Below are 14,323 nucleotides of genomic sequence, written 5' to 3'. Positions count from 1 at the left end.
ACCGGCTCCGTCAGGTGACTGACACCGGCCGACGGATCTTACGTCCGACCGTGGGCAGTACTGCGGCCGTCACGCCTCGGCGGCCGGCGGCTCGGGGGGCAACGCGTCCAGAGCGTCGCGGAGTTCGGCGCGTGAGGTGATGCCCAGCTTCGGGAACACGTGGTAGAGATGGGACGACACCGTCCGCGGCGACAGGAACAGACGGGACGCGATCTGCGGGTTCGACAACCCCGACGCCGCCAGCCTGGCGACCTCCAGCTCCTGCGGGGTCAGGGCCTCCCCAGCCTTGCCCCGGGCCGTCCGCGTCATTCCGGTGGCCCGGAGTTCCGCCGCCGCCCGGGCCTCCCACGGGCGGGCCCCGAGCTCCTCGAAGAGCCTGCGGGCGGCCGTCAACTGCGCCCGGGACTCGCGGTTGAGTCCTTGACGGCGCAGCGCCTCGCCGTACGCCAGATGAACGCGGCCGACCTCGAAGGGCCACTGTTCGGCGCCCGGCAGTGCGAGGGCCTCCTCGAAGCGCTGGGTCATGTCCTCGGGAGCCGAGGTCATCGCCGTGATCGTGGTCACCGTCAGCGCCATTCGCGACGACAGGCGGCCGATGCCGGATTCGCGTATCGCTTCCGCGTGCCGTCGCGCTTCCGCGTGCCGCCCGATCCGCAAGGCGGCTTCGACGAGGTCGGGTGCGGACAACTCCACATCGGGGTTGAAGGGCGGCAGCACCCCGGGGGCACAGATCGCCGTGGCGTGCCGGTAGGCCGTCTCGAAGTCGGCGGCGCCGACGGCCGCCCGGGCCGCCGCCTGGTGGGCGTGGTTCACCAGCCGCCGCAGCCGCCTCGGCCCCGACCAGTCCCAGATGGCCCGGCAGTGCTCATGGCACCCGTCGAGGTCGCCGCGCTGCGCCGCGGCCATCGCGGAGAAGTAGTGCCCCACCTGGGCGAACAAGTGGTATCCGGTCTCCTCGCACAGCGCGATGAGTTCGGCCGCGGCCTCGGCCGACGCCTGCCACCGGCTGGCGTACATATCGTCGACGGCGACGAAGATCAGACCCGGCATGCTCGACCCCACCGCTCCGCCGTCGCGGATGACCCGGAACACCTCCTCGCGACAGCCCGGGAGCCGATCGACGTACTCCGCCACCAGGGCGGTGCGGATGACCACGTCGGCGTCGGTCTGACCCTTCAGCCGCGAGATCTCCTCGTCCAGGCGGCGCAGCATGTCGTCGGTGACGGAGCCGAGGTCATGGTGGATGCGCCCCAGCGTCGCCGCGGCGGCGGGCGACGCTTCGGGAAGCCGGCCGAGCACCTCGACCAGAGGTCGCCAGTGCTCCTCCCGGCCCGAGAACTGGGTGGCGAGCGTGACGGTGAAGAGCGCGGTCTCCAGCTCGCCGTGCGGCGGGTCGGACAGGGCAGGGGCCTGCTCGATCGCGTCCATCAGCAGCGCGTGGGCCGTGTCGGCATCCCCCTCCGTGACGAGCACCAGGAAGCCGGCGGCCGCGGCCGCCGAAAGCGACCGGGCCACCGGATCGCCCCGCACCTCGCGCATGATCTCGTGCGAGACGTCCAGGTGTCCCGCGACCCAAGCGGCGAGGTACGCGGCCCGCGACAGGCGGCGCCTGCGCTCCGCCCGGTCGGGACTCAGCTCGGCCGCCCGGCGCAGCCTCGCGACCGCGCCGTCGGCGTCGCCGCGCCGCAGGCTGCTCTCGGCCGCCGACTCGATCACCGCCGCGACCCCCTCGTCGGGCACGGTCGTGGCTCTCGCGAGGTGATCACCACGCCGCTCGGGCTGGTCCACCAGCACGTCGGCCAGCCGGCGGTGGGCGCTGCGCCGCTGCTCGCCGGTGGAGCCGTCGACCACCGCGGACCGGACCAGCGGATGCCGGAAGCGCACGGCGCGGCCGTTCTCCGCGACCATGACCAGGTGGTCGCGTTCCGCCGGGGCGAGCCCTTCGAGCCCGTCCGGCCCGCCGGCCGCCTCCAGGACGCCGATGTCGCCGGAGCCTTCGAGAGCCGCGAGCAGCAGCAGGTCGCGCGTCCGCTGCGGCAGCCGTTCGACGCGGGCGCCGAACAGGGCACGGACGTCTCGCCCCGGGCCGCTCGCCCAGCCCGCGCCAGCACCGTTGCGGTCGCCGGACACGCTGGTGGACCCGGCGAACTCGAGCAAGGCGAGGGGATTGCCCTGCGCTTCCCGCGCCACGGTGGAAAGAATGCGACGGGGCAGGTGCGCGAAGCGTCGTGACAGCAGTCGCAGCGCGTCCGCGTCGTCGAGCGGCGTGATCTCGACCTCTGTCAGGCCGGTGGCCGGGAAGGGTTCGCCGGACTCCGGTCGCCGGGCTCCGAGCAGCCCGATGCGGCGGCCGGCCAGTCTCCTGGCGACGAATCCCACCGCGGACCGGCTCGCGTGGTCGACGACATGGAGATCGTCGACGACGAGGAGCAGCGGCTGCTCCTTCGCGGCCTCATCGAACAGCGACAGTGCCGCGTTCATGACGGCGATCGGTTTCGGCGCGGGACCGGCGCCGAGACCGAGCGCGACCTCGAGGGCCTCCCGCATGGCGGGCGGCAGACGGCCGAGCTCGTCCGGCAGTGCGGCGACGAGCTGGTGGAGCCCCGCGAAGCTGATGTCCGTCTCGTACTCGACGCCGCTCCCGCGGACGACCCGGGCTCCCTTGGCGACCGCCAACTCGGCGGTCGCGTCGAGGAGCGCCGTCTTTCCCACCCCCGGCTCACCGGTGAGCAGGACGGTGGCTCCGTCCGCCGCGGTCTTGTCCAGGAACATCGCGAGCTCGGCGAGCTCGCGGTCTCGGCCGATCAGCCCGATCGGGTCGAAGCCCACGCCTATCACTGATTCTGCCCGTCCCACATCCGCTGTGTTGCTCCTCCTGCCGCACGAAGCAGTCAAACGACCAAGCCACACATATGGCCCGAAACTATCTCATCGGCGGGCGGCGTGGTCCGGGAGATCTGCCGCGAGCTGGTCGGACGCCTGGGACCGTCCGGTAAGCGATCTTGTCGTGGGCCGGAATCCTGCGCTCTTGGCAAGGTAGGCGGCTGGGCTGCGCGCGGCCGTGGGGCGCGCCCACGAGGACAAGGCCGGGCACCTGATCGCCAGTCATCCACAGCAACTCCTGCCGGGATGCGCGGAGGAGGCTCGTGTACTGGCTTACCGCCCGGTGGGCGCGAGGACGCAATGCGACGAGATACCGCTTGGACGCCCCGTCGCCTTGCCCGCCTCCCTATCGCTCGCTTCCCGGCGTCCTTCGGACGACTGCCGGTTGGCCGGCAGCGGCAGCGGTCGAACGCGCAGCCCCGGTCACCGGGCCCCCTACCGGGCCCGGTGCTCGCGAGGGCGGGGAAGACCCTGCCGGCCGACCGGACACGGATTCCCGGCAGCTCCCGGATCGGCGTCCAGGGCATGGTGGTGGCCATGGCTGCGACCGTCTTCTACGCCGCCCCCAGGGCCCGCCGCCGGCTGGTGCGTTTCATCGAGGGTTCCTACGCGGCTACCAGGGCAATACCCCGTTCTCGTCCTGGAAGGTGCCCGTCGGTCCGTCCGCGTCGAGGGTCGCCAGCCCCACGACGACCTTGGCACTCTCTTCGGGAGCCCTTCCGATCCCGAAGGCCGCGGTCATGTCCGTGGCGGTGGTGCCGGGCTCCAGCGCGTTGAATTTGATGCCCGGGTGGGCCTTGGCGTACTGGAGCGTCAGCATGGTGGCCGCGGCCTTGGACGCGGCGTAGAGAACGGCCGACAGGTGGAACTCGGGCCGGTCGGGGTTGGTTGCCGCCCAGAACGACCCGGCGCTGCTCGAAACGGTGACGACGGTGGGGTTCGAGGAATTGCGCAGCAGGGGGAGCGCCGCCTCGGTGACCCGTACGATCCCCACCGCGTTGGTGTCGAAGGCGTGCAGAGCCGAGGGGCCGTCGAGGTCGCCGAGCGGCAGGATGCCCGCGTTGTTCACCAAGACGTCGAGCCGGCCCTCGGCCGCGCCGATCGTCGCCAGCGCGTTGTTCACCGACGCGTCGTCGGTCACGTCGAGCTGAACGAATCGGGCGCCGATCGCTGCCGCTGCCTTTTCTCCCCGCTCGACGTCGCGCGCGCCGATGTAGACAACGTGGCCCAACTCCAGAAGCTGTTTGGCTGTCTCGAAACCGATGCCCTTGTTGGCCCCGGTGATCAGTGTGATGGTCATGGGTTCCCTTTCCAATTATGTGGCCCAAGCGGCCACTGGACACGCTATGCGGGGCCGTTCTTCGATCCCGAAGCCCTGTGGAGCCGGAGGCTGTGACAGAGGCCCGCGGGCACGCCGAGTTGCGTTCTGCGCGGGTCACCGGCGGCCGTCGAAGCCTTCCGAAGCTCCGGCGATCGTGACGAGGCCGGGCAGCGAGCTGGCCGACCAGCCACGAGCCGATTGGCGCGCGGCGCGGCGATGCCCGGCACGGCAGCCACGCCACCGGGCGCGGGTGCCGCGACGTGGTCCTCAGGACCGGACTCAGCCGGTCCTGAACTTGTCGGCGAGCTGGAACTCGTCCGCCTCGGGCAGGTCGTAGTGGAAGATCTCGGGGGCGTCGCGTTCGACGTGGGCCTTCCAGTAGAGGTCGGCGATCACGTCCGGCTCCGAGTTCGGCCGGCCGCTCCCGATTCTCGCACCCAGGGCGACGTGCGCGACGTGCACTCCCCGGCCGGCGACGGACTGGTTCAGTGCGAGGAGCCAGTTGCGCATGGCAGCGTTCGCGACGTTCGCGTTGGCGACCTGGGGGACGACCATCGGGCCCGATCCGGCACCGCTCGTGCCGATGATGGTGCCGGCACCACGCTCGATCATGCCGGGAAGCACCTGGCGAACAGCGGCGATCGCGCCGAAGAAGTAGGTCTCGAGCTCGGGCACAACCGCTTCGACAGTGAGATCGACCGCGGAGACGAGCGGCCGATCCGCCAGGTCGGGCAGCGTCGGAGCAGGTGAGTACTCCAGCACGTCGATGGATCCGAAGTGCTCCTCCGCAGCCGCCAGCGCCTTGCCGAGACTCGGGCGATCAGTGACGTCGACCGGGAAAGCGGCAGCCGACATCCCCGCACGCCGGAATCTGTCGACCACGGCCGCAAGTTGCGCTTCACTTCGCGCCACGAGCGCCACGTTGAAGCCGCCCTTCTCGGCGAACTTCGCACCGATGGCGAACCCGAGTTGCGGCCCGGCCCCCACGATCACAATGGTGGACACAGCTCCTCCTCCAACAGTAGATCTGCATGCCCTGGCGCCGGCCATCGCAGTGGCGGACCCGGGTCCGGCTCACCGACCGGCCAATGGCCGACCTCGCGGCGGTGTGCTTGCCACGAGCGCAGGTCCTTGTGTAGTGCGACCTGTGGACGGTTCGGCACGGCAACCTACGCTCGTTCACCTTTACGCCGCACCTCGGACGCGACACGGTCCATGTGCACCGCATCAGTCGAGCAGCGCGGTCGCCTCGACCTCGACGAGCACATCCGGCTCGAAGAGGTACTCCACGCCGATGAGGCTGGCCGGCGGCATGGGAAGCGGGAGGCCGATCTCTTCGGCGACAGCCTCTACTCCAGCCATGAAGTCGCCGATCTTCTCCGGGCTCCACTGGGTCACATAAAAGGTCAGCCGCAGCACGTCCGCGAACGAGGCGCCCGCGCCCGCCAGGCCGAGCGCGGTGTTCCGCAGTGCCTGGGCGACCTGCCCGGCAAGATCGCCGGGGGCCACCGGGGTTCCGTCGGCCCGGCGGGCCACCTGGCCGCTGACATGCACCTGCGTCGTGCCCTTGCCGACGGCCACGTGATGGTAGGGGGTGGGCTGCATCATGCCTTCCGGCGTGAAGTGCTGGACAGTCATGGCCATTTCTCCTTCACAATATAGGTATATGTAAGATATCTAGTATAAGAAGGACACTTCAACGAGACTAGGTTTCACCATGGATACCGACGGCGAACTCCGCATCGACGCCCCGCACCGCGAGCTCCTCGATCAGGTGCTCGACAAGTGGTCACTCGGTGTGCTTAACGAGCTCTGCGAACGCCCCTCCCGCTTCAACGAGCTGCGCCGGGCCATTCCCGCGGTCACGCAGAAGTCGCTGACCGCCACTCTCCGCCGGCTTGAGCGCAACGGGGTGATCGAGCGTGAGGTCGTCTCCACGAGGCCGGTGGCGATCAGGTACCGGATCACACCGCTCGGCAAGACCCTGCGGGAGCCCATCGACGTGCTGCTGGCGTGGGCCTCGGAGCACATGCCGACCATCGAACGTGCGCGCGACGCTTTCGACACGCGGGAAGAGACAACCTTCTGAGCCTTCTTCCGCGACCGGTCACGGCCAGATCTCCATGGGGCCGTCAGGCGGTGAAGCCGCCGTCGATATTCAGGCTGGAGCCAGTGATGTAGTCGGCGTCAGGCCCGGCGAGGTAGGACACGAAGGCGCCGACCTCTGCGGCGGTGCCGTAGCGGTCGGTCGCCATGACACCGAGCATGGCCTGCGCGGTGGGTCCGTCGGCGGGGTTGGCATCGGTGTCGATCGGTCCGGGCTGGATGTTGTTGATGGTGATCCGGCGTGGTGCCAGTTCACGCGCGAGGCCGCGGGTGAGGCTCGCCAGCGCGCCCTTGGTCAGTGCGTAGATCGACTGGTCGGGGAACGGCGTGCGGTCGGCGTTGATGCTGCCGATGTTGATGATCCGCCCGCCTGCGCCCATGTGAGCCAGGGATCGGCGGATCGCGACGATGGCGGACCGTACGTTGATCGTGAGCATCGCGTCGATCTCGTCCATCGTCAGGTCGGTGATCGGCGCGACGGAGGCGACGGCGGCGTTGTTCACGAGAATGTCCAGGCCGCCGAACCGCTCGACGGTCCGCGTGACGGCGGTTTCGACGTCCCGCTCGTGCATGCTGTCGGCGCGGATCGGCAACGCGGTGCCTCCCGACGCGACGACCGCGGCCGCTACGGCGTCCGCACGCTCGTGGGAGCGGGCATAGGTGAACGTCACCGCCGCGCCGTCGGCCGCCAGGCGGGCGACGATGCCGGCGCCGATTCCTCGGGATCCTCCGGTCACCAAGGCGGTCTTGCCCTTGAGTGGTTGTGCGGTCATGAGTCTTCCTCTCGGCGATGTGGTGCTGGTCAGGCATCAGTGATCACGGACGTTGCGCTCCGCTTCACCAGGTGAGGGGGCCGTAGCGGTCGATGATCCGCCCGGTTCCTGCGCTGGGGTTCTCGGTGGCCAGCGTCACGATGGCGTCGGTTCCCTCGGTCACGGTCTGGGTGCCGGTGTGGCCGTTGAGGTCGGTCGCGGTGTAGCCGGGATCGACGGCGTTGAACCGGACGTCGCCGAACGCCTTCGCGTACTGCGTGGTCAGTATCGTGACGGCGGCCTTGGAGGCCGCGTAGGCGGGAGCGATCACCTCGGACTCGACCCGTCCGGGGTCATGGGTGAGTGCGAGGGAGCCCAGGCCGCTGGTGACGTTGACGACGGCCGGAGCGTCGGAGGCGCGCAGGAGCGGCAGGAAGGCGGTGGTGACCCGCACGACGCCGGCCACGTTGGTGTCGAGCACCAGAGCGGCCTCCGCGCCGGTCAGCGCCTCGGCCGACACGCCGCCGCCGGTGATGCCGGCGTTGTTGATCAGTACGTCGATCCGGCCCTCGTTGGCCGCGACGTCGGCGGCCGCGGCCGCGACCGAGGCGTCGTCGGTGACATCGATCTGAACGAAGCGGGCACCGAGCTCCGCCGCCGCACGGCGTCCGCGATCGGCGTCGCGGGCACCGAGGAGCACGGTGTGGCCCAGCTCGGTGAGGCGGCGGGCGGCCTCGAATCCGAGGCCCTTGTTGGCGCCGGTGACGAAGGTGGTCTTAGGCATGCCCCAAGCCTTGCCGAATCGGCCGTGACCAGCTAGGGAACGGTTTTCGGTAGGACCAGCAGTACCACCGGGAGAGCACCGAAACCGGCGTGCGGCTGCCTAGGATGCAGGGGTGAAGAACGGACATATCGTCGACAATCAGCTGGGAGCGACGCTTCGGGCCTGGCGGGATCGGCTCTCGCCGGAAGCCGTGGGGCTGCCGATGGACCGGGCGCGTCGATCGCCGGGCCTGCGGCGTGAGGAGCTCGCCGAGCTGGCCGGTCTCTCCGTCGACTACCTCGTGCGGCTCGAGCAGGGCCGGGCCGTCAGCCCCTCCGAGCAGATCGTCGGCTCGCTGGCCCGCGCCCTGCAGCTCTCCGAGGACGAGCGGGACCACCTCCACCGGCTGGCCGGGTTCGGGCCGCCGCAGGACCAGCGGGTCGTCGACGACATTCCGCCGAGCATGCGACGGCTGCTGGCTCTGCTCGGCTCCACTCCGGTCGCGGTCTTCGCCGCAGACTGGAATCTGGTCTGGTGGAACGCCAGGTGGGCAGCGTTGTTCGGCGACCCCACGCGGATCGGGGCCGAGGAGCGCAACCTGGTGCGGCTGCGCTTTCCGGTCGCCTCGGACCGCGGCCGTCTGACGAGCTGGCCGGTGATCCCGGTCAACGCCGAGGCCGCCGACCGGGCCCTCGTGGCCGACCTGCGCCGGGCCGCGGCCCGCTTCCCCGACGATCCGCGCGTGTCCGAGCTGGTGGCCAGCAGGGTCGCCGGCAATCCTCGGTTCGCCGCGTTCTGGGCCGATGCCGCCGTGGGCCGGCACGCCGAGGACCGCAAGACCATCCGGCACCCCGACATCGGGGAGGTGAGCGTCGACTGTGACGTCCTGACGGACGGCGACACCGACCTCAAGGTCGTCGCCTATACGGCGGTCCCGGGCAGCGAGGACGAGTCCAAGCTCGAGCAGGCCGGCATCATCTCTGTAGCGAGGAGCGACGCATGACCACCACGATCGGCATCATCGGAGCGGGCGAGGTGGGCAGCCAGCTCGCCCGCGCAGCCGTCGCCCACGGTTACCAGGTGGTCATCGCCAATTCACGAGGACCGGAGACGCTGACGCGCCTCGTCGACGAGCTCGGACCCTCGGCCCGTGCCGCGACAGCGGCCGGCGCCGCCGAAGCGGGTGACTTCGTGATCATCGCCGTCCCCCTCAAGCTGGTCAACGACATGCCGGTGGAGCAGCTGGCCGGCAAGATCGTGCTCGACACCAACAACTACATGTCCTGGCGCGACGGCCACTTCCCTGCCATCGACTCAGGGGAGAAGACCGTGCACGAGCTGCGGCAGGAGCAGTTGCCCACCTCAAAGGTCGCCAAGGCGTTCACCCACATCCAGGCTCCGCGCCTCTTCCTGTCCGCGAGTCCCCCGGGCACGCCCGGCCGGCACGCCCTCTCGGTCTCCAGCGACCACTCCGAGGCGGTGGAGCTCGTCACACGCCTGTACGACGAGTTCGGGTTCGACACCGTCGACAACAGTCCGCTCAGCGAATCCTGGCGAAGCGGCCCGGGCCAGCCCGCCTGGGCGGCGCACGCCCACCAGACGCGCGAGCAACTCGCTGCCAACCTGGCCGGCGCACGCCGGATCACGTACCCAGTCCGAGGCTGAACCTGACCTCTGACCTTGCCAGTGCACTCGACCCGCTGATCCCGTGTTGTCGGCGGGGACGAAATTCACGAGATCGGGGCCGGCCTGGCTCGTTCGTCGCCTAGGAATGCTGGGAGACCCGCGCCCACCTCGATGCCGATCTCCCGCAAGGTCATCTGGTGGGAGATCTGGCCGACCGAGAACGGCGCCCTGGCCAAGGAGTTCATCGAGCGCGCCATCGAGGGCAACGGCGGGATCGCACCTGACGCGATCCACGCCGATCGCGGCACGTCGATGACCTCGAACACCGTCACTGGCCTGCTCGCGCAGCTCGGGATCGATCAGTCGTATTCACGGCCGCGCGTGTCCAACGACAACCCCTATTCGGAGGCGCAGTTCAAGACACTCAAATATTGCCCGGCGTTTCCCGGGAGGTTCGGCTCGATCGAAGACACCCGCATCTTCTGTGAGCAGTTCTTTGATTATTACAACAACGAGCATCGTCATTCGGGCATCGCGATGCACACTCCCGCGTCCGTGCACGACGGCACCGCCGTCAAGATCCACGCCCAGCGGATCGCCACGCTGAACGCGGCCTTGCTGGCCCGCCCCGAGCGGTTCCGCGGCCAGCGCCCTACCCGCCGTCGCTGCCTTCGCATGCTGCTCAGCCCCCGTGACCAGGCGGATCACAATCCCTTTGAAGCACAGCCGATCCGGCACGCGCGGCCGGTGGCATCCGAGGGTCGTGGGGGCTGGGGTGCACTCGGCATGAAACCGGGACCAACCCGACGACCGGTGGATGGTCACCCGCCAAACGTGTGCAGGAGCGCATAGTCGAGCTGCAGCTCGCCGACCCGGGACCGGAACTGCTCGACGAACTCACGGAGTGCGCCATTCTCGGCCTCAAGGTGGATGTTGCGCGTTATGCCGGCTGGCAGCAGTCGGAGGTCCCCATTTCGCACACCATCTCCACCGGCGGCAGTTAGCGAAGCGCGTTCAGCTCGTCGAGGGCGCGATGGCCGCGCTTGACCACCCCTGGAACGACATCGTGGCGCCCGCGACGGATGGGGACCTCGAGCATGAAGAGGATCTGTGCCGCTGCGAGCAGCGCCGCCCCCTCCCAGCCGACCAGGTCGAGGATTCTCGTCCACAGCCGCCTTCGGACACCGTCCAGCAGCGGATCCTGGAAGGTGTACCACACGAGGGTGGTGAGATCAGTCGCCCGCGTGCCGCTACCTGCGTTCCCGATATCCACGACAGCCACCACCACTCTGTCACGGACCAGGATGTTGCTGGGGGTTGAGAGATCGGCATGGACCATGTCAGGTGTCTCTCGTGGTGGTGGGACGTCGGCACACACGAGCCGCAGGCGCTCGACCAAGGCCGACACCACGGAGGAATACCCCGAGAGCCTGGCCACGGACTGGCGGAGACGCGACTGCTCCGGCGTCTCGTTGGAGTCCAGCCCGGCGACAGCCGATTCCTGGCCGGTGGCGATCAGCCAGGCGTACGACCAGTGGTCGTAGGGCTCGGAGGCTTGGCCGGCCTGCAGTTCGATGATCTCCATCAGCTGCTCAACGAGGGACGGGGTCAGCTCTGGCGCGGGAGCCGCGTCAACGAAGTCCATCAGATGCCACACATGAGTGGCTGTGGCCCCCACTCCGAGCCAGGCCGGGGTGGGATAGCCGCGCCTACGCATGTGCTCGACCACTCTCTGGGCCCGCAACGTCTCGTCCAGGTGGTGGGGGTGGGCCCTGGGCACTGCTTTGAGCACTGCATGTGCCCCTCCGGCCAGCTGGACGCGCATGGCACCCCCATTGACGCCTCCGGGTAGGCGACTGAGAAGAGTGACCTTTGCCCCGACCACGCTGGCCACGTCGTCCAGGACCTCGGCCGGCAGCTCTTCGGGATGGGTGCCCTGGTTCATTCTTGTGGAGTGTACGCCTGGCTGCGTGCAGGCCGCTGGACACTGAGCTGGCCGAGCCGTCCCGACGAAGACAGTACGCGCGTGCAAGACTCGATCGGGTTGGCCGTGCGCAGATGCCGCCAGTGTTCGGCGGGTTGTCGTGTGGGGCGCCGACCCCTCGATCGCGCCGGCGCTCGTCAGCACGGTGCGGGGCTGGTGGTGGCACTATTCGTCGGAGTGCAGCCTCTCCGGTGGAAGCGCGCACGCCGAGCCGGCGCCGGGCAGACGGTACCGGTTGTCGGCGACGAGACGATAGAGAGCGTGCGCCGCCCAGCGCATCGGCGGCAGGCGCAGGGTCAGTCCCAGCAGGCTCCATGGCGGCCCGGCGTCGATCAGCAGCTTGGCCACCGCCTGTGCTCCGCCGTACACGCCTCGCTCGCAGATCCAGAGCAGCTCGTATTGCGCCCGCTCCCGCGTCACGCCGAGGCCGGCCAGATCAGCGGACTGCCAGGGGGTGATCCGTGCCCGAATGCGCATGTGCCGCCGGACAATTTCGATGCATTTGGTACAGAATCCGCAGTCGCCGTCGAAGACGAGAACAGCTCCCATGAGATACCGCGCAATCATTCGGCGCCGGACGGGCAGCGGACTGTCGGAGGGAAGCCCTCATCGCACTGCGCCGTCGACGAACGTAACGGTCACGGGCCGTCCTGGGCCCGCTGTGATGTCGGCGGTCAGCCCGTACGGAACGCTGAACATGGGATCGGTGTGGCCGATGTCCAGGCCGCACACGACGGGTCCGCCGAATCCCGTCAACGCCCTGCTCAGCACAGGCTCCAGCACCGCCGGCCGGTTGAGTCGCCGTGCGTGCCCGAACCGGCCGAAGCCGATCGCCGAGATCTTGTTCAGTATGCCGGTTTGACGGAGTTGGGTGAGTTCGGCGTCGAGCTGGGACGGCGTGGTCTCCAGAGAGGATTCCAGGAGCAGAAGATGATCTGTCAGATCCGGCCAGTACGGCGTGCCCGCCAGGCGCAGCAGCGTCGTGAGATTCGCTGCGTACAGGGGTCCTGTCGCGCGGCCGGGGCGTAGTGCCCATGGCCCGGCGTTGGCGTGCGTCGCGCGGGGCCGGTCGTCGGCGGTGTCCCACGGCAGGAACTCGTCCGTCCAGGCCGGCGAGGCGTCGATCAGTTCGGCGGGAGCAGGGCTTGCCAGTGTTCTGTGCCAAGCCCGCATCGTGTAGTCCAGGCAGCCGCCGTACTCTCCGAACTGAGGCAGGAGCTGCGGGCCCATGACGACGCCCAGGCCCGTTCGCACCCAGATCGCGGTCAGCAACGCGGTCACGTCGCTGTAGCCGACCAACAGTTTGGGGTGGGCCACGATCAGGTCGAAGTCCAGCAGATCGAGAAGCTGGTTGGAGTTGTTTCCGCCGATCGCCGTGACGATCGCCGTCACCGACGGGTCGGCGAAGAAGTGATGGAGGTCCTCAGCGCGTTCCTCAGGCGTTCCGGCTGTGTAGTCGCCGGTGCTACAGGCGGACGGGGCGAAGCGCACCTGATAACCGTGGTCGCGTAGGAAGCCGGCGGCCCTGAGCCGGCGCCGGGGGTAGCGTGCCGCCTCGTCCGAGGAAGGCGACAACACGCCGACCGTATCGCCCGGCCGCAGCGCCGGGGGCAGGACACGTTTCACGATGCTCCCTTGGATACGACCTCGCGGGCCTCGCCGCTCTTGTCCCTGAGCAGGATCGTCGCCGACACCGCCGCGCACAGCAGCACCCCGATCCCTCCTCCGATCATCACGGGTCGCGCTCCGAACAGCTCGGCCGTCAGGCCGGCGGCGACGGCGCCGAGTGCGGCGGCCGCATGAGACAGGCTGAAGGACGTGGCCATCACGCGTCCGAGCGTCGAGTTGTCCGTCGTCCGCTGCCGATACGCGTTGGCGGCCACGTGCCAGACGAACGCCGCCACGCCGGCGCAGAAGTACGCGATATAGGCGGCGATCAGGCCATCGGCCAGACCGAAGAGGAGCCGGGCCGCACCTTGCAGCGCCACGGAGAGCACGAGGACCACCGGCGTGCCGAACGTGTGGACGAGCTTCGGCGCGAGCATTCCGCCCATGACGCTGCCCACGGCGGCGACCGTGAAGAGCATGCCGAACTGAGGGTCGCTCAGCCGCAGGTCTTCCTTGGCGTAGATGACCAGGATCGCCGCTCCCGCCATGAGCATGAAGTTGACGACCGCCGCCATGAGCATGATCTGCCGGAGCACTGGAGTGCTCAGCGTCACGCGCACTCCCTCCTTGGCCGCGGCGAGCAGCCCCTGCCCCGTGCGCGCCGGGGCGGGGGCGGGCGGGACCAGGAAGATGAGCAGCGCCGCGACCACGAACGTGAATCCGTCGATGATGAACGGCGCGGCGGCGGAGAAGGCGAACAGGAAGCCCGCCGCCGGTGAGCCGAGGACGTCCTGGCTCAGGATGCGGCCGATGTAGAACCGCGCGTTCGCCTTCTCCAGTCCTTTGTCCGGTACGGCCTGCTGGATCAGCGGGACGGACGCCGTGTCCACCACCGCCTCGAAGATCGGCAGGGTGAAGGCCAGGACGTACACGTGCCACATCTGGGCCTGCCCGGTCAACACGGCGATCACCAGCAGGCTCAGCGGCACGACGCGGGCGATGTTGGCCACGAATACGGCGAGCCGCCTGTTCACCCGATCGACCAGCACTCCGACGAACGTGCCGCCCAGAATCCAGGGAAGGGAGGAAAGAATGGCGACAAGCGAGATATCGAGCGGTTCCGAGCTGATCTGATAGGCGAGCAACGGCAGCGCGACGTAGCGCATTCCGTCGCCGAAATTAGAGATGGTCGAGGAAAGCCATAAGGGCAGGAACCCTTTTCCCATGAGCACGTTTATCCGAGGTGAGATGACGGCGGGGGCACGGGCCGGCCGGGGCCG

15 protein-coding genes are annotated in these 14,323 nt (G+C 69.2%); 5 read left to right on the top strand and 10 right to left on the bottom strand.

The genetic code is table 11. The features are described 5' to 3' along the window. Positions 1–69: 69 nt before the first annotated feature. The 4 genes from E1295_RS07365 to E1295_RS07350 all read right to left on the bottom strand — a co-directional run bounded on the left by E1295_RS07365 (position 70) and on the right by E1295_RS07350 (position 5,842). Complete coding sequence (locus tag E1295_RS07365; RefSeq protein ID WP_220448588.1) at positions 70–2,829, bottom strand: ATP-binding protein; 2,760 nt, start codon at positions 2,827–2,829, stop codon at positions 70–72. A gap of 667 nt (positions 2,830–3,496) precedes the next feature. After that, positions 3,497–4,183 carry an SDR family NAD(P)-dependent oxidoreductase gene (locus E1295_RS07360; protein WP_132628911.1) on the bottom strand — a complete coding sequence of 229 codons (687 nt, stop codon included), beginning with the start codon at positions 4,181–4,183 and terminating at the stop codon, positions 3,497–3,499. Between the two features lie 300 nt (positions 4,184–4,483). Then, positions 4,484–5,197, bottom strand: a complete 714-nt coding sequence (locus E1295_RS07355) for an SDR family NAD(P)-dependent oxidoreductase (RefSeq protein ID WP_220448587.1) — start codon at positions 5,195–5,197, stop codon at positions 4,484–4,486. A gap of 234 nt (positions 5,198–5,431) precedes the next feature. After that, on the bottom strand, positions 5,432–5,842 hold the full coding sequence (locus E1295_RS07350) for a RidA family protein (protein ID WP_132628909.1): 411 nt from the start codon (positions 5,840–5,842) through the stop codon (positions 5,432–5,434). 79 nt (positions 5,843–5,921) lie between these two features. Between E1295_RS07350 and E1295_RS07345 the strand changes: the two genes are divergently transcribed. Next, a complete protein-coding gene (locus tag E1295_RS07345) occupies positions 5,922–6,293 on the top strand; it encodes a winged helix-turn-helix transcriptional regulator (protein ID WP_132628908.1) in 372 nt (123 codons plus the stop codon). A 43-nt stretch (positions 6,294–6,336) separates the two neighbouring features. Here E1295_RS07345 and E1295_RS07340 read toward each other — a convergent pair whose 3' ends face one another. Both E1295_RS07340 and E1295_RS07335 read right to left on the bottom strand, forming a co-directional pair. Then, positions 6,337–7,083 carry an SDR family oxidoreductase gene (locus tag E1295_RS07340; protein WP_166427124.1) on the bottom strand — a complete coding sequence of 249 codons (747 nt, stop codon included), beginning with the start codon at positions 7,081–7,083 and terminating at the stop codon, positions 6,337–6,339. Positions 7,084–7,147: 64 nt separating this feature from the next. Next, positions 7,148–7,846, bottom strand: coding sequence for an SDR family NAD(P)-dependent oxidoreductase (locus E1295_RS07335; protein ID WP_132628907.1), 699 nt, complete (start codon positions 7,844–7,846; stop codon positions 7,148–7,150). A 112-nt stretch (positions 7,847–7,958) separates the two neighbouring features. On the opposite strand from E1295_RS07335, the gene E1295_RS07330 reads away from it, so the two are divergent. From E1295_RS07330 to E1295_RS48560, 4 genes are all read left to right on the top strand, one after another. Further along, positions 7,959–8,828: a helix-turn-helix transcriptional regulator gene (locus E1295_RS07330; RefSeq protein WP_220448586.1), complete on the top strand. Its 870-nt coding sequence runs from the start codon at positions 7,959–7,961 to the stop codon at positions 8,826–8,828. After that, positions 8,825–9,490: an NADPH-dependent F420 reductase gene (locus E1295_RS07325; protein ID WP_132628906.1), complete on the top strand. Its 666-nt coding sequence runs from the start codon at positions 8,825–8,827 to the stop codon at positions 9,488–9,490. Before E1295_RS07330 ends, E1295_RS07325 begins: the two co-directional genes overlap by 4 nt. Positions 9,491–9,622: 132 nt before the next feature. Next, positions 9,623–10,303, top strand: a complete 681-nt coding sequence (locus tag E1295_RS52370; protein WP_132628905.1) for an integrase core domain-containing protein — start codon at positions 9,623–9,625, stop codon at positions 10,301–10,303. Continuing rightward, positions 10,288–10,455, top strand: coding sequence for a hypothetical protein (locus E1295_RS48560; protein WP_166427123.1), 168 nt, complete (start codon positions 10,288–10,290; stop codon positions 10,453–10,455). Before E1295_RS52370 ends, E1295_RS48560 begins: the two co-directional genes overlap by 16 nt. Here the strand turns inward: E1295_RS48560 and E1295_RS07315 are convergent. From E1295_RS07315 to E1295_RS07300, 4 genes are all read right to left on the bottom strand, one after another. Beyond that, positions 10,452–11,396, bottom strand: a complete 945-nt coding sequence (locus E1295_RS07315; protein WP_132628904.1) for a phosphotransferase — start codon at positions 11,394–11,396, stop codon at positions 10,452–10,454. The genes E1295_RS48560 and E1295_RS07315 overlap by 4 nt on opposite strands. A gap of 204 nt (positions 11,397–11,600) precedes the next feature. Then, positions 11,601–11,984, bottom strand: coding sequence for a thiol-disulfide oxidoreductase DCC family protein (locus E1295_RS07310; protein ID WP_281284722.1), 384 nt, complete (start codon positions 11,982–11,984; stop codon positions 11,601–11,603). Between the two features lie 57 nt (positions 11,985–12,041). Further along, positions 12,042–13,061, bottom strand: coding sequence for a S66 family peptidase (locus tag E1295_RS07305; protein ID WP_166427122.1), 1,020 nt, complete (start codon positions 13,059–13,061; stop codon positions 12,042–12,044). Then, complete coding sequence (locus tag E1295_RS07300; protein WP_132628901.1) at positions 13,058–14,269, bottom strand: MFS transporter; 1,212 nt, start codon at positions 14,267–14,269, stop codon at positions 13,058–13,060. Before E1295_RS07300 ends, E1295_RS07305 begins: the two co-directional genes overlap by 4 nt. Between the last annotated feature and the right edge of the window lie 54 nt (positions 14,270–14,323).

The organism is Nonomuraea mesophila, assembly GCF_004352805.1.
Classification (GTDB): Bacteria; Actinomycetota; Actinomycetes; order Streptosporangiales; family Streptosporangiaceae; genus Nonomuraea; species Nonomuraea longispora.
The sequence above is the reverse complement of the archived record's forward strand: the minus strand, read 5'-3'. Positions and strand labels throughout refer to the sequence as shown.

Excerpts from the sequence above, each read along its gene's own strand:
- E1295_RS07360 (WP_132628911.1), bottom strand. The coding sequence starts at position 4,183 with ATGACCATCACACTGATCACCGGGGCCAACAAGGGCATCGGTTTCGAG.
- E1295_RS07350 (WP_132628909.1), bottom strand. The coding sequence starts at position 5,842 with ATGACTGTCCAGCACTTCACGCCGGAAGGCATGATGCAGCCCACCCCC.
- E1295_RS07345 (WP_132628908.1), top strand. The coding sequence starts at position 5,922 with ATGGATACCGACGGCGAACTCCGCATCGACGCCCCGCACCGCGAGCTC.
- E1295_RS07340 (WP_166427124.1), bottom strand. The coding sequence starts at position 7,083 with ATGACCGCACAACCACTCAAGGGCAAGACCGCCTTGGTGACCGGAGGA.
- E1295_RS07335 (WP_132628907.1), bottom strand. The coding sequence starts at position 7,846 with ATGCCTAAGACCACCTTCGTCACCGGCGCCAACAAGGGCCTCGGATTC.
- E1295_RS07325 (WP_132628906.1), top strand. The coding sequence starts at position 8,825 with ATGACCACCACGATCGGCATCATCGGAGCGGGCGAGGTGGGCAGCCAG.
- E1295_RS52370 (WP_132628905.1), top strand. The coding sequence starts at position 9,623 with ATGCCGATCTCCCGCAAGGTCATCTGGTGGGAGATCTGGCCGACCGAG.
- E1295_RS07315 (WP_132628904.1), bottom strand. The coding sequence starts at position 11,396 with ATGAACCAGGGCACCCATCCCGAAGAGCTGCCGGCCGAGGTCCTGGAC.
- E1295_RS07310 (WP_281284722.1), bottom strand. The coding sequence starts at position 11,984 with ATGGGAGCTGTTCTCGTCTTCGACGGCGACTGCGGATTCTGTACCAAA.
- E1295_RS07300 (WP_132628901.1), bottom strand. The coding sequence starts at position 14,269 with ATGGGAAAAGGGTTCCTGCCCTTATGGCTTTCCTCGACCATCTCTAAT.